The 17,970-nt window shown below is 75.0% G+C and carries 18 protein-coding genes and 1 pseudogene; 13 read left to right on the forward strand and 6 right to left on the reverse strand.

What is annotated here, in order from left to right; all coding sequences use genetic code 11:
* Window positions 1-13: 13 nt before the first annotated feature.
* Complete coding sequence (locus OP18_RS08110) at window positions 14-496, reverse strand: nucleotidyltransferase domain-containing protein (protein ID WP_033358145.1); 483 nt, start codon at window positions 494-496, stop codon at window positions 14-16.
* Window positions 497-566: 70 nt separating this feature from the next.
* Between OP18_RS08110 and OP18_RS08115 the strand changes: the two genes are divergently transcribed.
* The 5 genes from OP18_RS08115 to OP18_RS08135 all read left to right on the forward strand — a co-directional run bounded on the left by OP18_RS08115 (window position 567) and on the right by OP18_RS08135 (window position 4,555).
* On the forward strand, window positions 567-899 hold the full coding sequence (locus OP18_RS08115) for a PadR family transcriptional regulator (protein WP_211273470.1): 333 nt from the start codon (window positions 567-569) through the stop codon (window positions 897-899).
* A complete protein-coding gene (locus tag OP18_RS08120) occupies window positions 896-2,266 on the forward strand; it encodes a hypothetical protein (protein ID WP_033358146.1) in 1,371 nt (456 codons plus the stop codon). The genes OP18_RS08115 and OP18_RS08120 overlap by 4 nt, the downstream gene beginning before the upstream one ends.
* Window positions 2,224-2,643 carry a hypothetical protein gene (locus OP18_RS08125; protein ID WP_033358147.1) on the forward strand — a complete coding sequence of 140 codons (420 nt, stop codon included), beginning with the start codon at window positions 2,224-2,226 and terminating at the stop codon, window positions 2,641-2,643. Before OP18_RS08120 ends, OP18_RS08125 begins: the two co-directional genes overlap by 43 nt.
* Window positions 2,644-2,900: 257 nt before the next feature.
* Window positions 2,901-3,746: an ATP-grasp domain-containing protein gene (locus OP18_RS08130; RefSeq protein WP_245635294.1), complete on the forward strand. Its 846-nt coding sequence runs from the start codon at window positions 2,901-2,903 to the stop codon at window positions 3,744-3,746.
* A 245-nt stretch (window positions 3,747-3,991) separates the two neighbouring features.
* Complete coding sequence (locus tag OP18_RS08135; RefSeq protein WP_033358148.1) at window positions 3,992-4,555, forward strand: dihydrofolate reductase family protein; 564 nt, start codon at window positions 3,992-3,994, stop codon at window positions 4,553-4,555.
* Here OP18_RS08135 and OP18_RS08140 read toward each other — a convergent pair.
* Together OP18_RS08140 and OP18_RS58570 are read right to left on the reverse strand one after the other, a co-directional pair.
* The gene (locus tag OP18_RS08140) at window positions 4,521-5,777 is read right to left on the reverse strand and encodes a PP2C family protein-serine/threonine phosphatase (RefSeq protein WP_245635295.1); all 1,257 of its coding nucleotides are present in this window, start codon (window positions 5,775-5,777) and stop codon (window positions 4,521-4,523) included. The genes OP18_RS08135 and OP18_RS08140 overlap by 35 nt on opposite strands.
* Before the next feature lie 102 nt (window positions 5,778-5,879).
* Window positions 5,880-6,185 (reverse strand): STAS domain-containing protein, encoded by a 306-nt coding sequence (locus tag OP18_RS58570; protein WP_052386375.1) that lies wholly within the window; start codon window positions 6,183-6,185, stop codon window positions 5,880-5,882.
* A gap of 163 nt (window positions 6,186-6,348) precedes the next feature.
* Here OP18_RS58570 and OP18_RS62465 point away from each other — a divergent pair.
* Window positions 6,349-6,645: pseudogene (locus OP18_RS62465) on the forward strand (ATP-binding protein); the annotation flags it as partial.
* A 104-nt stretch (window positions 6,646-6,749) separates the two neighbouring features.
* Here OP18_RS62465 and OP18_RS52155 read toward each other — a convergent pair.
* Window positions 6,750-8,558 (reverse strand): sensor domain-containing diguanylate cyclase, encoded by a 1,809-nt coding sequence (locus OP18_RS52155; RefSeq protein ID WP_052386376.1) that lies wholly within the window; start codon window positions 8,556-8,558, stop codon window positions 6,750-6,752.
* Between the two features lie 107 nt (window positions 8,559-8,665).
* Window positions 8,666-8,923, reverse strand: coding sequence for a hypothetical protein (locus OP18_RS08155; protein WP_033358149.1), 258 nt, complete (start codon window positions 8,921-8,923; stop codon window positions 8,666-8,668).
* A gap of 237 nt (window positions 8,924-9,160) precedes the next feature.
* On the opposite strand from OP18_RS08155, the gene OP18_RS51115 reads away from it, so the two are divergent.
* The 5 genes from OP18_RS51115 (at window position 9,161) to OP18_RS08180 (ending at window position 14,888) form a co-directional block, all read left to right on the forward strand.
* The gene (locus OP18_RS51115; protein ID WP_052386377.1) at window positions 9,161-11,965 is read left to right on the forward strand and encodes an AfsR/SARP family transcriptional regulator; all 2,805 of its coding nucleotides are present in this window, start codon (window positions 9,161-9,163) and stop codon (window positions 11,963-11,965) included.
* 85 nt (window positions 11,966-12,050) lie between these two features.
* Window positions 12,051-12,821 carry a hypothetical protein gene (locus OP18_RS08165; protein WP_033358150.1) on the forward strand — a complete coding sequence of 257 codons (771 nt, stop codon included), beginning with the start codon at window positions 12,051-12,053 and terminating at the stop codon, window positions 12,819-12,821.
* 152 nt (window positions 12,822-12,973) lie between these two features.
* The gene (locus OP18_RS08170) at window positions 12,974-13,855 is read left to right on the forward strand and encodes a UbiA prenyltransferase family protein (protein ID WP_081970515.1); all 882 of its coding nucleotides are present in this window, start codon (window positions 12,974-12,976) and stop codon (window positions 13,853-13,855) included.
* Window positions 13,856-13,905: 50 nt separating this feature from the next.
* The gene (locus tag OP18_RS08175; RefSeq protein ID WP_033358151.1) at window positions 13,906-14,418 is read left to right on the forward strand and encodes a hypothetical protein; all 513 of its coding nucleotides are present in this window, start codon (window positions 13,906-13,908) and stop codon (window positions 14,416-14,418) included.
* On the forward strand, window positions 14,418-14,888 hold the full coding sequence (locus OP18_RS08180) for a DinB family protein (RefSeq protein ID WP_033358152.1): 471 nt from the start codon (window positions 14,418-14,420) through the stop codon (window positions 14,886-14,888). The genes OP18_RS08175 and OP18_RS08180 overlap by 1 nt, the downstream gene beginning before the upstream one ends.
* Here OP18_RS08180 and OP18_RS08185 read toward each other — a convergent pair.
* Entirely contained in the window at window positions 14,878-15,381 is a 504-nt protein-coding gene (locus tag OP18_RS08185; protein ID WP_245635296.1) for a DUF5997 family protein, read from the reverse strand. The genes OP18_RS08180 and OP18_RS08185 overlap by 11 nt on opposite strands.
* A 141-nt stretch (window positions 15,382-15,522) precedes the next feature.
* On the opposite strand from OP18_RS08185, the gene OP18_RS08190 reads away from it, so the two are divergent.
* Both OP18_RS08190 and OP18_RS08195 read left to right on the forward strand, forming a co-directional pair.
* Window positions 15,523-16,440: a LysR family transcriptional regulator substrate-binding protein gene (locus tag OP18_RS08190; RefSeq protein WP_081970517.1), complete on the forward strand. Its 918-nt coding sequence runs from the start codon at window positions 15,523-15,525 to the stop codon at window positions 16,438-16,440.
* Window positions 16,441-16,957: 517 nt separating this feature from the next.
* Entirely contained in the window at window positions 16,958-17,935 is a 978-nt protein-coding gene (locus tag OP18_RS08195; protein ID WP_033358153.1) for a zinc metalloprotease, read from the forward strand.
* The last annotated feature ends 35 nt before the right edge of the window (window positions 17,936-17,970 follow it).

Below are 17,970 nucleotides of genomic sequence, written 5' to 3' on the forward strand. Positions count from 1 at the left end.
GGCGCGCGGCCAGTCACGGGGTGCCGGTGAGGGCGCGCAGCAGCGCCAGGTCGTGCCGGTCGACGTCGCGGTGCTCGTACCCCTGATGGAATCCCAGCTGCAGGCGGGGCGAGATGCACGGCACCGGGCGGCCGGCGATGGTGCCGGTGGTCAGGTCGGCGCGCGGGTAGTCGAACCAGTCGCCGTCGAGGCCCGCCTGCCGGCCGTCGCCGCCGGGCCGCTCGAAGACCACGGGGTGCAGGTCGACGCGCCCGTCGCCGGGCTCGACGAGCTCGACCCGGACGGGGCGCCAGTCGGTCTCGACGCTGTACCCGAGCGCCACGAGGGCCGCCATCGCCGCGGGCTCGCGGTCGGCGTCGATGGCGAGGTCGAGGTCCCGGTGCGGGCGGGTCTGCCGGCCGGCGAGGGCGTCGACGCCCCAGCCGCCCGAGATCCAGCACGGGCAGCCGGCCTCGCGCAGCGCGGCGAGGACCTCGTGCACCTTGGTCGCGTCCATTCTCACGTCGGGCATTCTTGTCTCCCACCCCTATGTAGCGAAACTGTATTCACCTATGTAGGCTTCCGGCATGCCACCGATCAGGATGACGACGGCGTTGGCGAAGGTCGTCGCGGCGCTGCTGCACGACCCGACCGCGGAGCACTACGGGCTGGAGCTGATGCGCGCGACCGGCCACCCGAGCGGCACGCTCTACCCGATCCTGGTCCGGCTCGAGGCCGCCGGCTGGGTCAGCACCCGCTGGGAGGAGATCGACGCCGCCGAGGCGGGCCGCCCGCCCCGGCGGTACTACCGGCTGACCGCCGAGGGCGTGGTCGCCGCCCGGCAGGCCCTCGCGGAGCTGCGGCTCCAGCTCGACCCCGGCGCCAGCACCGTCACGAAGCCTCGGGGGGCGACGGCATGACGCCGACACGGGGAGCCGTCGCGGCGGTCGTCGGCGGGCTCGTCGCCGTCGCCGCGCGGCGCTGGGGCGTGTCGGCCGTCGACGACCGGGTCCTGGAGTGGCAGGGTGAGCTGCACGCCCTGCGGCACGAGCCGGGTGTGCCACCGGCGGTCCGGGGGTATCGGCAGATCACCTTCGCGCTGAGCCTCGCCACGTCCCGGCCGGCCCGCGCGCAGCGACCCGCCGCGGCGGCGCTGGACACCACCTGGGGCCTGATCGGGCTGCCGCGACCCGTGCTGGTCGTGCTCGCCGTGCCGGGCATCGCGATCGGCCTCATGCAGGGCTACGCCGACGCCGTCCGCGACTCGATCTTCTCCCTGCTCGTGCCGCGCGACAACAGCGGCGACCCGGCCAACGGCATCACCGGCCCCGGCGCCGCGTTCTGGGTCGGGCTGGTGCTGCTGGCCGGGGGCCTGGTGCTGGCGGCCACCGTGTTCAGCCGCTCCTGGTCCGCGCAGGACCCCGCGCACCGCCGGCTCGCCCGGCTCACCGCCGTGCCGGTCCTGCTCGCCGCCGGCGGTCAGCTCACCCGCCAGCCATCGGTCCCGGCCGCCGCCCTGGTCGCGGCCGCGGTCGTGCTCGCCGGGGCGGGCCTGTGGGCCGACCGGGTCACCGGCGCCCGGCGCTGGCTGGTGCTCGTGCCCGCGGGGACGGTCACCGCCGCCGTGCTGTTCGTGGCGGGCCGCGGACCCGAGACGCTGCACCACGGCGTCGTCGGCACGGCGGCCGTCACCCTGGCCGTGACCGTGTTCGCGGTCCGCTGCGCCGCCGCCACCACCCGCGTCGCCCCGGCCACCGCGCCCCCGGTCGAGGCCGCCGCGCCGACGACGGGTCCCGGCGCGGGGTCGGCGGCGCGCACGGTGGCGCTGGTGACCGCGCTGGCCGTCACCATGGTCGGTGCCGCGGTCCTCGCCGTCTCCTGGGCGGGTGCTCTGCCCGTCGACGGGCTGAACCTCGGGGTCTGGGCGGGGTGGCGCACCGCGATCCGGCAGGCCGCGGCCGTGCTCGTCGTCGCGGGCCTCGTCCAGCTCGCGGCGGTGCATCCGCGCTCCCGGCTCACCGGCGACCGGCGCCGCCGGGTCGGCCTGGCCGTGGCGGTCGTCGCCGCCTGCTGCGTGCCGAGCCTGCTGCTGCACGGGCGCTGGATGTGGGTCGCCGTCGAAGCGGCCCGCCCGGTTACGCCCCGTCGACCGCGGTCGTCGCCGGCGCCCTCACGGCACTGTGCCTGGCCGGCGCGATCAGCGCCCGCCGGCCCCCGCTGCGCGCCGCGGCCGCGGTGGCGCTCGTGGCCGGGTGCGCCGGCTTCGTGGCGGCGGCGGCCTCGTTGAGCGCCGGCGACGGCGACAACGACCCGCTGGTGCTCCTCGGCAACCTCGCCGGGCTCGTGGTCACGATCCCGCTGCTGCTCACGGTCCGCCGGGTCGTCCTCGGCCGCCGCCCCGGCCGCCTCCGCCGGGCGCTGCGGTGGACGGTGGCCGTCATCGCCATGCCGGTCCTCGGCGTGCCGAAGCTGCTCGAAGGCCTGTACCGCTACGCCGACACCCTCTTCGAACCGGACCCACGCCGGTACGCCATCGAGCCCAGCGTGCTGGGCACCGTCGTGGCCGCACTGGTCCTGGCCGCGTTCCTGGGCCGCCGTCCCACCGCCGCGCCCCCGTCCACTGCCGCGGGTGGTGCTGCTCACTGCTCGGCTGACGGTGGGTGAGGGCGCTCGTCGGCCGGGCGCCGCCGCGGGGCGTTCACGGTCACCGCCGAAGCGGCCGGCACCGTGGCAACGATCGGCTGAGGTCACACCCGGTCGCACGGCGTCCTGACCTCAGCAGTCCAGCGCACCGGTCGGATGCCCCATCGACGCCGGGGACACCGAAGGTCACTTGGACGCCGCCGTACGAGTGCGGCTTCCGACCGTGGTGCGGGCGAAATCCCGCGACAGCCGCGGTGGCGGGTGGCCAGAATGGCGCCATGGGCGCCGCGATGTCTGGCAACGACTTCCTGCTGCTGCCGCCACGACCCGACCGCACCGCCGCGCTGCTGGCCGCTGCCGCGCAGCGCAGGGGCATGACGGTGGAGCACTGCTCGGACAGCACCGTGCCGGCGCGGCTGCGCGGCTGCGATGGTGGACACCTCTACGGCGGTCCGGCGTTCGCCGCCGCGGTCGGCGCCGACCTCGATCTCGCGCTCCTCGAACCGGCCGATGACTGGCTACCCGGGTTGCCCGAGGAGTTCCGCTGGCGCGACATCACGCTGACCTCGCTGGGCGAGGCGCGGTGGGCACGCACACCGATGTTCGTCAAGCAGCCACGGGACAAGGACCTGGCGGCCGCTGTCTACGCCGACGGCAGCCGGCTGCCCGGCACCGACCGCCTCGCGGCGGACACACCGGTCCTGGTCAGCGACATCGTCACGTTCGTGGTGGAATACCGGCTGTACGTCCTGGACGGCACGGTCCATGCCGCCAGCCGGTACGCGACCTTCGGCCGGCTCGACCCGGCACCGCTGGACCGCGACGGGCAAAGCTGCGCCGTGCTCGCCTTCGCGAACGACCTGCTCGACGCGTGCGCCGACAGCCTGCCGAGCGGCGTTGTCGTCGACGTCGGCCTGGCCAGCGACCCCGATACGGGCGACGAGCACTGGGCCGTGATCGAAGCGAACATGGCATGGTTCTCCACCTGTTACGCCGCCGACCCCGACCGGGCGCTCGACGTGGTCCTCCGCGCCGCCGGGCCGCGCCACCGCACGGCGGCCCGTGACCACGCCTTCATCCGCACCGCACACCGCAAGCCCACCGCCCCGCTTCGCGGCACATGAGTATGCGCGCACCGCGGCGTCGGGCACTGAGAGCGGCGGTGAAGGTCCAGGCTGCATCGTTGCCGTCGACGCCGAGAGCGACGGCAGGGCGGCACGCACCTGCTCGCACCATCGGGTGACGGGAGTCTGAAGGAATTTCCGGCGCGGTGTCGGATCTGCCGTGGGTCGTTCGTAGAACTGGTGAGGGCAGTCGGGACACGGCCCGACACTTGACCGAGTGCGATCGACGATCGAGAGGTAACGGCATGGGCAAGCTCAGCTACGTGACCAACTTGTCGCTTGACGGCTACATCGAGGACGAGGCCGGCGTGTTCGCCTGGTTGCCGATGGACGATGAGCTCTTCGTGTTCTATACCGAGCTGCTGCGGTCCGTGAGCACGTTCCTGTACGGGCGGCGCCTGTACGAGGGGATGACCGTCTGGGAAACCGACAAGACACTGGCCGCGCGGTCCGATCTCATGGCCGACTTCGCGCGTACCTGGCAGGCGGCCAGCAAGGTCGTGTACTCCACCACGCTCACCGAGGTGTCCACCGCCGACACCCGGATCGAACGCCGTTTCGAACCGGCCGCGGTACGGCAGCTGAAGGCCGCGGCCGGCAAGGACCTCAACGTGGGCGGGGCCAACCTCGCCGCGCAGGCGTTCCGGGCCGGGCTGGTCGACGAGTGCCAGCTGTTCGTCTGGCCCGTGGTCCTCGGCGGGGGCAAGCCGGGGCTGCCGGCCGGCATGCGCACCGACCTCGAGCTCGTCGACGAGCGGCGTTTCAACAACGGCGTCATGCACCTGCGCTACCGCACGCTGGGCGGTTGAGGGCCGGGAGGTCGCGGCGGACGGCGAGGACGGCGACGTCGTCGGTCGGGCCGGTGTTGTCCAGCAGGGTCATCGCCGCGTTGCAGGTGGCGTCGGCGGAGCCCGGCGGCAGGGCGTCGACCATCCGTTGCAGGCCGGTGAGGATGCCGCGGCCGCGGCGCTCGACGAGGCCGTCGGTGTAGAGGAACAGGCCCTGGCCCGGCTCCAGGGGGAACCGGGTGTCGCGCCGCGCCGCCCCGCGGTACGCGCCGAGCGGCAGGTCGGGGGTGAGCTTGAGCAGCGTGCCCGGGGTGTCCGGGGCGGTCAGCACCGGTGGCAGGTGGCCGGCGTTGGACAGTGTGACCGTGCTCAGCGTCGGGTCCAGCACGGCGTAGATGGCGGTGGCCATGGCGTCGGGCTCGAAGCGCTGCACCTTGCGGTCCAGCCGGGTCAGCACGTCGGCCGGGTCGTCGGTCTCCATCGCGTACGCCCGCAGCGCGCTCCTGATCCGGCCCATGACCACGGCCGCGTGCAGGCCGCTGCCGGCCACGTCGCCGATGACGATGCCGACGTGGCCGGAGGGCAGGTCGAAGACGTCGTACCAGTCGCCGCCGACGCCGACCTGGGCGCCGGGCACGTAGCGCACCGCGACGTCCAGGCCGGGGATCGCCGGTGGCCGGGCCGGCAGCAGGCTGCGTTGCAGCGCCACGGCGGCGGCTCGGTCCAGGTGTGACCGGCGGGCCTGGGTGGCGAGGCTGGCCCGGTCGGCGACGAGCTGCAGCAGCTCGATGTCGTCGGCGGCGAACGAGCGTCGCTGTGCGGTGCTGACGTGCAGCACGCCGATGACCCGGCCGCTGCTGAGCATCGGCACGGCGAGGACGGAGGTGGTGCCGGCGGGCAGCAGCGTGGCGTCGAAGTCGCCGCTCTGGCCGACGCGTTCCACCGCGACGGGTGCGCCGCGCACGGCGACCTGGCCGGCGAAGCCGGCACCGACGGGGGTCCGCACGACGTGCTGCGGCTCGAGGCCGAGGCCGGCGGTCGCGGTGGCGACCAGGTCGGTGCCGTCCTGGTCGAGCAGCAGCACGGCGGCGCTGTCGACCTGCAGGATGTCCAGGGTGCGCTCCAGCAGCTCGCGGAGCAGATCCTCCAGCCCGAGCTGTGACAGGGCGGCGTCGGTCACCGCCTGCAGCCGGCGGAGCTTCTCCGCGCTGTCGGCCATCGCCTTCCCGCCGCGCCTCAGCACCAGTCACTGCCTTTCCGTTCCGCGCTGTCAGCCGCACGGTCAGTGTCGCATCCGGCGCCCCGCCGGCACTCGTGCCGGGCGGACGGCTGCCCGGTCGGCGGTTCAGCCGGACAGGTGACCCAGGACCCCGGTCAGCTCGAGCACGTCGCGCACCACACCCGCCGGGTTGGCGACGCTGAAGCGCTGCCCGCGCTCGTCGGCCAGGCGCTTGCCCTTGAGCAGCGCGTTGATGCCGGCGGAGTCGATGAACGTCACCCCGGCCAGGTCGACGACCACGCCGGACGCGGCATCGCCGACCGCGGTGGCCAGCGCACCTTCCAACTCGGCGGCGGTCGACAGGTCGACGTCACCGGCGACGCTGATGACGACCGGGTCATCGTCGCGGGTGGTGGACAGCGTCAGAGCCATGGTCCCTCCTTGCGCGAAACGACAAGCGCCTGACGACCCTATATGGTGACTCGACGAGGACGCAGTGACGGCATCGGCGGTTCGTGCGGGACCTTGCGACGCCGGCACAGGCCATGCTCGACATTGTGGATGTGACATGCGGGATGACTCTGACACGGCACCGATGACGGTGGCGCTGCCTGCGGTGACCGTGGCCGGCGTCGCCGAGGTCCGGCGTCGGGTGAGCGAGGCGGCCCGCGAGGTCGGCCTGTCGCCCGATCGGGTGGACGCGTTCACCGTCGCGGTGAACGAGATCGTCATCAACGCCCTCGAGCACGGCGGCGGCACGGCCGCGGTGACGCTGGTGATGTCGGCGCACCAGCTGGTCGTGGAGGTCGTCGACCAGGGCACCGCGCAGTGGCAGTTCAGCGTGCCGGGGGCGCCGCCCCCGCCCGACCAGGTCCACGGGCGCGGGCTGTGGCTGGCTGGCCAAGCAGCTGTCCGACGAGCTCACCATCGACGCCCGCGGCGACGAGCGCCTGGTCCGGCTCACCGCGAAGACCGCCTGACGGGCACGCGGCGCGCTCAGACCGCGGCGGCCTTGCGGTCCTGTTTCGTGCGGTACATCGCGGCGTCCGCGTCACGCAGCAGCCGGTCGGGGTCGCCGGCCGGGCCGGTGGCGACGCCGACGCTGCCGCCGACGGGCAGTGCCCGGCCGTCCAGGTCGACCGGCGCCGACAGCGCGGCCACGATCTGGCCGGACAGTGCGCCGGCGCGGTCCGGGTGCGGGTCGGCGGGCACGACCGCGAACTCGTCGCCGCCGAGCCGCACGGCCAGGTCGCCGGGGTGCAGCAGCGCGGTCAGCCGGGCCGCGACGGTCGTCAGGACGTGGTCGCCGGCGTGGTGACCGTGCCCGTCGTTGATCGCCTTGAACCCGTCGAGGTCGATGACGAGCACGCTGACCTGCCCGCCGGTGCGCTGCTGGAGCCGCTCGCCGAGCAGCGCCCGGTTGGCCAGGCCGGTCAGCGTGTCGTGGGTCGCCTGGTGGCGCAGCTTGTCCTGCAGGGCGCGCGCCTCGGTGATGTCGCGCGCGTTGTACACCACGCCGCGCACGCTCGGATGGGCGCGCAGGTCGGCGCCGATGACGTCGAGCCACCGGTAGCCGCCGTCGGCGTGCCGCAGCCGCAGCTGGGCGGCGACCTGCCCGGCGGGCGCGGTGGCGAGCCGGCCGGGCAGCGCGTCGAAGGCGGCGACGTCGTCGGGGTGGACCCGCTGCCGCAGCACCGCGCCGAGCGCCTGCGCCGGGTCCGTGCCGAGGACGCGCACCGCGGCCGGGCTGGCGTAGGTGACGGTGTCCTGGGCGTCGACGACGATGGTGACGTCGGAGGCGTGCTGGACCAGCGAGCTGAACCATTCCTTCTGTACGTGCAGATCGGTGAGCAGCCGGTCGTTGTCGTGGAACGCGGCGAGCTGCCGGGTGAGCACCAGCAGTGTGATGACGACGACGCCGGCGGTCACGCCCCAGATGCGCACGCCGGGGCCGATCCCGGTGAGTGCCACGACGAGCAGCACCTGGGTGGCGATGACCGCCAGGTACGGCATCCGGCTGAACCGGCCCCGGGCGGCACCGCGCCGGCCGGCGGGGCGGCGGCGGGTCTGCAGCTCCTGCAGCCGCAGGCTGAACACGACCAGGATGCACGGGATGAGCTGCGCGACGGTCATGATCCGCGGGTTCGACGCGCCGGTCAGGACGGTGGCGACGGACGCGCCGACCGCGGTGCCGGCCGTGCCGATACTGCCGATGACCCCGGCGAGCAGCGTGAACGGTGCCGTGTCGCTGAGGATGAGCTTGAGCACGCCCAGGACGATGACCAGCATGACCGCGGACACGGCGGCGGTCGCGAGCCGGTCGACCAGGTGGTCGGAGCCCAGCTCCGCACCGATCGAGAAGTACCAGAGGAACACCGCCACGCCGGCCATGACGGTCGCGGCGTCCAGCCACAGCCGCAGCCGCTGCCGGCCGTCCGCGCCGAGCGGGTGGCGCAGCATGGTGACCACCATGCCGGACATGCCGAGCACGACCAGGACGGTCTGCACCGTGCTGACGGTGGCGGCGGGGTGCAGCAGCACCAGCACGGACTGGTAGCCGTCGCCGGCGGCGCAGCACACCGCGGTGACCGTCATCGACCGCCAGAACCGGCGGGCGGCCGGTTGCGCGGCGCACAGCGCGGCGAGGCGCCGGCTGAGGAAGACCAGCGTGACGTCCAGGCCGGTCTGGATCAGCCAGGAGGACCGGCCGCCACCCGGGCCGAGCAGGAACCACAGCACCACGGCGACGGTCAGCCCGGCGAGGCCGAGCAGCACCCGGTCGCGCAGGAGCGGACGGTCCCGCATGCACCGCTCCCTTCAGCCCGCCACCGGCGGGTACGCCGACGTGCTCCGGTGCGGCTCCGGGCGGCGCCACGACCGACCATCGGCGGGCGCGGGCCGGGGATGAGCCGTCAGGTCATGGAGCACCCTGGTGGCACCCAGACCAGCCGCGCCGGGTACAGCGACTCGGCGGTCTCCAGGGCCGCCTCGGCGGAGCCGAACACGGCGACCTCGAGGCTGCCGTCGGCGAGGAACCAGCTGGTCACGGCCCGCTCGGCCAGCTGGTGGCCCCAGGCCACGACGCACGGATGGCCGTCGTCCTCGGGGTCGGCGACGATGCCGAAGAGCGCCGGCGCACCCGCCAGCAGCCGCCGGTCGATGTCGGTCACGAACGCTCCCTCCTACGGGCGAATGCACGTGCATCTGCATGCTATTGGGCGTGCCGATGAGGCGATATGACGATGAGTCAAGATCGTTTCACGTGAAGTATTCGCCGCGGGTACGCCCCGCGATGGCACGGGCCGTTCTGAGTAGCCGCGCCCGGCCGGTCCGCGTCCGCTGAGGCGTCCGGGCCCGGTGGTGCCGGTGTGGCACCCTCGACGCCCTCGTACCACGCAAGGAGACGCATGGAGTTCCGGATCCTCGGTCCGCTGGAGGTGCTCGTCACGGGCCGGTCGGTCCCGCTCGGCGGGCCGAAGCCCCGCGCGGTCCTGGCCACGCTGCTGCTGGACGCCGACCAGGTGGTCACCGTCGACCGGCTCATCGGCGGCGTGTGGGGCGAGGACCCGCCGCCCAGCGCGACGAACGCCCTGCAGACGTACCTGTCCCGGCTGCGCCGCGTGCTGGGCGCCGACACGCTGCGGCGGCACCAGCGTGGGTACCGGGTGGTCGCCGGCGCCGGGCAGATCGACGCGCAGCGCTTCGAGCACGGCGTCACCCAGGGCCGGGAGGCCCTCGCCGGCGGCGACCCGGCGGCCGCGCACCGCACCGTCGAGGCGGCGCTGACCCTGTGGCGCGGTCCGGCGCTCATGGAGCTCACCGACGACCTGTCCGCACAGGCGGAGATCGCCCGCCTCACCGAGCTGCGGCAGGTCGCCGCCGAGCTGCGGGTCGAGGCGCTGCTCGGGCTGGGCCGCACCGATGAGGCGGTCGCCGCGGCCACGGCCCTGGTCGCCGACCACCCGCTGCGTGAACGCAGCCGCGCCCAGCTCATGCTGGCCCTGTACCGCGCCGGCCGGCAGACCGAGGCGCTCGCCACGTACCACGACGCGCGGGCGCTGCTCGCCGGCGACTTCGGCCTCGACCCCGGCGTCGACCTCGCCGCCCTCGCCCAGGCCATCCTGCGTCAGGACCGGGCGCTGCTCGACGGCCCGCCGCCGGCCCGCCCGGCGCCGCACCGGCCGCGGACCACGACGCCCGGCCGGCTGCCGACGCCGGTCCGCCGGCCGACGCCGGGCCAGGCGACGAGCCGGGCGCCGGTCGACCGGTTCCTCGGCCGGACCCTCGAGGTCGGCCAGGTGCGGGCCCTGCTGCGCGAGCACCGGCTCATCACGCTCACCGGCCCCGGCGGTGCCGGCAAGAGCCGCCTCGCCACCGAGGTCTGCCGCGACGCGGGCCTCGACGTCCGGGTCGCCGAGCTGGCCGGACTCACCGACGAGGCGCTGCTGGAGCCGGCCATCGCGCAGGCGTTCGGGCTCGCCGTCAGCACCGACGTGGCCGGCGTCGCCGCCGCCGTCGGCGACCGTGACCTCGTGCTGCTGCTGGACAACGGCGAGCACCTGGTGGCGGCCCTCGCCACGGCCGTACCGCGGCTGCTGCACGCGCTGCCCGGGCTGCGGATCCTGGTGACCAGCCGGGCACCGCTGAGCATCGGCGGCGAGCGGCTGCACCCGGTGCCGCCGCTGCCCGCGGCCACGGCGGTCGAGCTGTTCCTGGACCGGGCCGCCGCGGTCGCGCCGCAGTGGACGTGCGCGCCCGCCGAGCGCCAGGTCGTCGCGCGGATCTGCGCCCGCCTCGACGGGCTGCCACTGGCGGTGGAGCTCGCCGCGGCGCAGCTGGTGGCGCTGTCCCCGGCGCAGATCCTGCAGCGGCTCGACGACCCGGCGGCGTTGCGCACCGCGCGGCGTGACGTGCCCGACCGGCACCGCAGCCTCGACAGCGCGATCGACGTCACGTACCGGCTGCTGGACCCGCCGCAGCGCGACACGTTCGCCAGGCTCAGCGTCTTCGCCGGCACATTCGACCTGGAGGCCGCCGAACGCGTCGCGGGCGGTGCGGTCCTCGCCCCGCTGACCGGGCTGATCACCGGGTCGCTGGTGACGACGCTGCCGGGCACGTCGCCGCGGCGCTACCGGATGCTGCAGACGTTGCGCCAGTACGCCGACCGCAGGCTGGGCGACGACGAGCGCCGGGCGGTGCGCCGCCGGCACCTGGACCGGGCCGCCGAGCTGGCCGCGACCGCCGACCGGGAGCTGCGCGGCCCGGACGCCCGCCGGTGGTTCCGGACGCTCGCCGCCGAGCAGGACGACCTGCGCGCCGCGCTCGCCCACGCGCTCGGCGGGGCCGACCCCGGCACGGGGCTGCGCCTGGCCGCCGACCTCGCCTGGTTCTGGTACCGGGCCGGCCGCATCGCCGAAGGGCTGCGCTGGCTGCGGGCCGGGCTGGACGCCGCGCCCGGCGCCGCCGACGACGACCGGGCCAGGGCCCTGACCGGCGTGGCCAGCCTGTGTTACCTCGCCGGTGACGTCGGCGCCGGCACCGACGCCGTCCTCGTCGCGCTGCGGCTCGCCCGGCGGGCGGGGCGGCCCACGACGCTCGCCCGCGCCTCGGCGTACCTGACCCTGTCGATGGCGCTGCGCGGCCGGGTCGCCGAGGGCGTCGAGACGGGCCGGCAGGCCCGGGCGCAGGCGGTGGCCAGCGGCGCCGACTGGGTGCTCGCCGAGGCGCTGATCAGCATCGGCCTGCTCGCCGGGGTCGCCGGGGACCCGGCGACGGGGGCGGCCGTGCTGGACGAGGCGATCGACGTCGGCACCCGCTGCGGGTTCGGCTGGTCCGCCGCGTCCGCCCGGTGGATCCGGGCCAAGCAGGCGCTCGCCACCGGCGCCTACGAGCAGGCGTACGCGCTCGCCCGGCGCGCCGCGCGCGACCTCGACGACGAGGACGACGTCACCGGCTGGCTGGCCACCACCCACCTGCTCGCCGGCGCGCTCGCCCTGACCGGCCGGCCGGAAGACGGCGCGGTGCTGCTCGGCGCCGTCGACGCGCTCGGTGCGCAGGCCGGCTACGCCCCGCTGCGCATGGACCCGGTCAACGGGCCGCGCACCGTGCAGGCCGTCACGTCGCGGCTCACGCCGGCGGCGTACCGGCAGGCGCACGCCCGTGGCCTGCGGCTGCGCCGACCCGACGTCCGCGCGTACCTCGACGGGTTGTGACGCTGCACCTGGATTGCACGCCGCCGTTGAGCGGCACGCCGCACGCTGTGCACCTCAACTGGCCTCGAACACAGCGGAGCATCCTTTGACGACATCATTCACCCGGGCCGGGGCGGCGCTGCTGCTCACGGTCCTCGGCGCGGTCGCGGCACCGTCCGCGGCGCACGCCACCGCACTGTGCGACCAGCCGGTGCCGCCGCCGGCCTGCAGCGAGGACCCCGACCCCGATCCCGGGCCGATCGACACCCCGCCCCGCGGCGCGCTGGACAGCGTGGCGTTCACCGGCAACGGCGCCCGCGTCACCGGCTGGGCCGCCGACGGCGACAGCGCCGCGCCGCTGCAGGTCCACGTCTACGTCGACGGCGCGTTCGCCGGTGCCGCGGTGGCGGACACGTACCGGCCGGACGTCGCCGCGGTGTACCCGTACTTCGGCGCCTGGCGCGGCTACGACGCCGTCGTGCCGGCCCGCCCGGGCACGCACACGGTGTGCACGTACGCGATCAACGTGCAGCCGCCGAACACCAGCCCCGCCGGCAACCGGCAGCTGGGCTGCCGCTCCTACGACGTGCCGGCCGTCGCGAACGTGGCGTCGCTCTACAGTGGACAGTGGCTGGTCGCCTTCGACGACAACGTCGTCGGCGAGACCGGCTTCGAGGTCATGTGGGAGTACTTCACCTGGTACACGATCCCGGGCACGCACGAGCGAGTCGCCACGCCGCGGGTGTGGCGGTACACGCTGCCGCCGCACGAGGGCACGGGCCGGGTGACGCTGCCCGACCAGCGCCCGATCAACGCCACGCGGCTCACCGTCACCGCGCCGGGCCTGGGCAGCGCCAGCACCACCGACCTGTACTGACCAGACCTCGCCGGCGCCGCTGACCCCCGCCCTGCCGGCGCCGGCGGGCCGCACCGGCACCGGCCCTGGCACACCCGCGCCGCCAGGGCCGGTGCCCCGGGCATGACGCGGCTCTCAGTGCGCGCACAGGCATCCAGGACGATGATCGAAGCATGACGGCGGTGTTGGAACGTCCGGCAGCGGTGCTCGTCGCGGTGTCCCGGCCGTGGTTCTGGCCGGTGTCCTGGGTGCCGGCGTATCTCGGCACCGTCCTGGCCGCCCACGCGTGGCTGCCGGCGCGCGCGGACCTGCCGCGGGCGCTCGTCGCGCTGCTCGTCCTCGGCCCGCTCATCTGGGGTGCGGTGCTCGCCCAGAACGACCTGCAGGACCTGCGCAGCGACCGCGACAACCCGCGCAAGGCGACGGCGCCGCTGGTCACCGGGGCCGTCTCGGCGCGGCGGTTGCGGCTGTGGTACCGGTGGATCGCCGGCACCGCCGTCGTCGCCGCCCTGTACGTGGGGCCGCTGTTCGTCCTCGGGGTCGCCGGCGTGCTGCTGCTCGGGTGGGCGTACAGCGTGCCACCGCTGCGGCTCAAGACCCGGCCGGGCTGGGACGTCGCGGTGAACGCGCTGGTCGTCGGGGTCGTGTCGCCGGCCGCGGGCTGGTCGATCACCCGCCCGCCGTGGGAGTTCCCGTGGCAGTTCGGGCTGATCGGCCTGCTCTTCGCCGCCGCCCTGTGCGTGCCCACGACCGTCACCGACCTCACCGCCGACACCGCCGCCGGTGACACCACGTTCGCGGTGCGGTTCGGCCCGCGGTTCGCGCACCGCCTCGGTGTCGCGCTGTGGGGCGCCGCCCTGGCGATCTCGGTGGCGTGCGCGTGGCTCGACGTGTTGGTCCCCCGCTCGACGCTGGTGCCGCAGCTGCTCATGACACCGGTGCTGCTGGCCGGGTACGCGATCCTCACCCGCCGCCCGACGATCCGGCGCCTCGCGGTGCTGTCGGTGCTGTTCGGCGTGCCGACGGTCGGCTTCGCACTGGCGTACATCGGCTGACCGGCAGGGGGACAGCGGGCCGGCGGGGACGCGCAGTACGATCTTGCCGCGTGACAAGTTTCCCGTACCGGCCCGCAAGCCCGGAGGCCCTCGCCGCCCGATGGGTGCAGTGGGTCGCCGCGACCGGACCACTGCGCAACCCGGTCGCCGACGACACCGGGGCGCACGCGCACCGCCGCCAGCCCGCCGACGTGTGGTTCCTCGCCGGCTGCTTCGGCGGCGCCGTCGAGCGGCGCTGCACCGTCCCGGCGGGCCGGCCGCTGTTCTTTCCCGCGTTCAACATGTGGGGCCCGGACGTCGAGCCGATACCGGAGGCGACCGGCGAGGCGCACGTCGACGACGTCCGGCACCCGGTCGAGCCGATCGACGCGACGGAGCCGTTCGAGGTGCGCGGCGCCTTCCTCAACCCCGTCACCCGCACCCGCGGCCCGGTCCCGGTGCGCGTCTGGGGCCTGTGGGCCCGCGTCGACCCGCTCACCCCAGGGGAGCACCGGGTGCGGTTCACCGGCTCCGACGGGCACGGCTTCCGCGTCGCCGCCATGTACGAGCTGACGGTCGCCTGATGGACGACTACCACGCGCCGATCCGCGCCCAGCTCGAGGCGTTCATCGACGAGCACCGCGCCGCCCTGGCGGCGTCCCTCGACGGGCTCACCGAGGAGCAGGCCCGCCGCTCGCTCGTGCCGTCCCGCACGACCCTGCTCGGTCTGGTGAAGCACGCGACGTTCGTGGAGCAGGTCTGGTTCGACGAGGCCGTCACCGCGCGCTCACGCGCGCGGATCGGCATCCCGGAGACGCCCGACGACTCGTTCGTGCTGACCGACGCGGACACGATCGCGTCGGTGCGGCAGGCGTACCGGGCCGCCTGCGACGCCTCCCGCCGGGCGACGGCCCCGCTCGGCCTGGACGACCTGCTGCCGGGCAACCGCCGCGGCCCGCTGCCGCTGCGCTGGGTCTACCTGCACGTGCTGCGCGAGCTCGCGCAGCACTGCGGTCACGCCGACATCCTGCGCGAGCAGGTGCTCAGCGGCTAGTGGCCCGCCTGCCCCTGGGCTGGGCCTTCTTCGCCTGAGCCTTCTTGGCCTGGACCTTCTTGGCCTGGACCTTCTTCGGCTGGACCTTCGCGGCCGGTGCCGTCGCCGGCGCCGCGGCGGCCTCCTCGCGCTGCGCCTGCAGGCGGCGCTCCTCGCGCTTGTTCTCCGCGTGGATCTCGCGCTCCTTCACCAGCCACTCCGGCGGGTCGGCGGCCAGCGCGGCGATCTGCGCGGTCGTGAGCGGCTCGGTGATCCCGCCGCGGGCCAGCCCGCTGTTGGACACCCGCAGCCGGGCGGCGACGACGTTGCGCGGGTGCGGCCCGTCGCGGCGCAGGTCCGCCAGCCACTGCGGGGGGTTGCGCTGCATCTCGTCGAGCTCCTCGCGGGACACCATCCCGTCCTGGAACTCCTGCGGCGTCGCGGGCAGGTACACGACAAGCTTCAGCGCCGCCGTGGAGGGCTTCATCACCTGGGACTTCTTCGGCTTGCTCACTGCGTCAGGGTAGCGACCCACCGGGCGGGTGGGCACATCGCCCGCACCGTGGTGCCCGCCGTCACCCTGCCGGCACCCCCGCGACGGGTACCCTGACCAGGTCCGGCCCCTACCCGGTCAGCCCGCTGCTTCGGAGGTGCCGTGCCCGACGACCGCCGTCCCGAGACGTTCCGCCTGCTCGTCGTCCCCGGCGTCACCCCCGACAAGTGGACCCGGGTCTGGTCGGAGCGCCTGCCGGACGTCGAGCTGCGGCTGGAGCCCACCGAGGCCGCCGCCGCACCCGGCCACCTCTCCGCCGGCGCCGACGCCGGGCTGATCCGGCTGCCGGTCGACCCCGCCGAGTTCCACGCGATCCCCCTGTACACCGAAGCCACCGTCGCCGTCGTGCCCAAGGACCACCTGCTGGCGGCGGCCGACGAGCTCACCGTCGCCGACCTGGCCGACGAGACCCTGCTCAGCCCGCTCGACGACGTGCTGACCTGGCCCGCTGTCCCGGCGCCGGTGCTGGCCGAACGCCCGGCGACCACCGCCGCCGCGGTCGAATGGGTCGCGGCCGAGGTCGGCGTGCTGGTCGTGCCGCAGTCCCTCGCCCGCGCCCACCACCGCAAGGACCTCACGTACCGCGTCGTCACCGACGCCCCCCAGTCCTCGGTGGCGCTCGTGTGGGTCCGCGACCGCCACACCGACCTGGTCGAGGAGATGATCGGCATCGTCCGCGGCCGGACCGCGAACAGCACCCGCGGCCGCTCTTCCGGCGCCGCCGCCGGCCGTGACGGCGGCGCTGGCGGTGGCGGCTCCAGCGGAGGCCGTGGCGCCGGCGGCGGCCGTGACGGTGGCGGCCGTGACGGTGGCGCCGGCGTTGGTGGCGGCGGCGAGCAGGCGGGTCAGCGGCCCGCCCGGCAGCAGGGCCGGCAACCCGCCGCCCAGGGGCGGCAGTCCACCGGTCAACCGGGCCGGCAGCCGGGCAGGCAGCAGCCCGGCCGGTCCGGCACCGGGTCCGGCGCCGCGGGCCGGGGCGCCTCGCCCCGCGGCGGCCCGGCCAAACGCCGCGGCCGCTGACCGGTCCACGGGCAGCGCGGCCCTGCCGCCGAACCGTCGGCCGGCCCCTTGCAGATGGTCGACCCGGGCGGTGTGCCCGCCTGGCCTCAACCGGCGCCCACCGCCCCGGCCACGCTGGTCCGGCTCCACGACCCACGGTGGCGGGATCCCGATCGCCGCCTGGGACGCGCCGCCGCCCGGACGCGGGCGGACCGGCTCCTCGCCGACCACGTGCCCCGTTCGACCCGGTCGCCCTGGACGGGATCCGCCGGCCGCCGCCGGGCTGCGGCCACTGCGGCGCGGGGCGTTGGACGACCGGTTGGCCTGTGTCCACGGCCCACGGGCGCTCCGGCGGCACGGCAGCGAGCGCCCTGTCCGGATGGGCGCCGGCGGGCACCCCTGGACCCTACCAACGACCCCCGGCTGCCGCTCTGAGGTCTTCTCGTCACCACCGCAGCGTGTTCTCATGCCGGTGGGAGGCGACCCATGACGTCCGGTCGTGGCCGCTCCTGATACACGGATGCGTGGAAGGTGAACGATGCGAAGAAGATCTACGTTGCGGCTGGCGGTCACGACCGCTGCCGTGGCGACTGTGGTGGCGGCGGGTGGAGCCCCCAGCACGGCCGGCACGACGGGTGCCGCACCCGCCGCCGCGGGAGCCGCGGGCGCCGCGGGCGCCGCGGAGTGTGCGCCGGGCGCCGGTGGCAGCGGGGCGCGGGTGAGCGCGGGCGCCACCGCCCAGGAGCCGCAGCTGTACCCGAAGAACGAAGCGAACGCGTACGGCGTGATCAAGGACTCGCCGCGCCTGGCCAACGGCAGCGTCACCGTGCCGACGGTGTTCCACATGATCTCCGACCACCCGCTCGGCGCGGCGGAGCAGGCCCGGTGGAACACGCTCATCGCGGCGCAGATGACGGTGCTCAACGACTCGTTCGCCGGCAGGACGGCCGCGGACGCCTCGGACACGCCGTTCCGGTTCACGCTCACCGGCACGACGTGGACGGTGAACAGCGACTGGTACACCGTCGTGCCGGGCAAGAACGAGCGGGACATGAAGATGGCGCTGTACACCGGCGACTCCCGCACCCTGAACGTGTACGCGGCCAACATCGGCGACGGGCTGCTCGGCTGGGCGTACTTCCCGAAGGGCTACAACAACGGCCGTGACTACATCGACGGCGTGGTCATGCTCGACGAGTCGATGCCCGGCGGGACGGCCGGCAAGTACGCCGAGGGCGACACCCTCACGCACGAGGTCGGGCACTGGCTGATGCTGGAGCACACCTTCGCGCACGGTTGCGCCGCGTCCGGCGACTACGTGGCCGACACCCCGCGTGAGGCGATCCCGCAGTTCAACTGCCCGGTCGGCGCGGACACGTGCAGCGCACCCGGGCTCGACCCGATCCACAACTTCATGGACTACTCGCAGGACTCCTGCATGAACATGTTCACCGCCGGGCAGGCGGACCGGATGAGCGACGGCTGGGTGGCATTCCGCGCCGGCGGCGCGGGCTGACATCAGCGGCAGCGGCCCGCAGCGCCCGACCCGGT

The sequence above is a fragment of the Dactylosporangium aurantiacum genome (genome assembly GCF_000716715.1).
Lineage (GTDB): Bacteria > Actinomycetota > Actinomycetes > Mycobacteriales > Micromonosporaceae > Dactylosporangium > Dactylosporangium aurantiacum.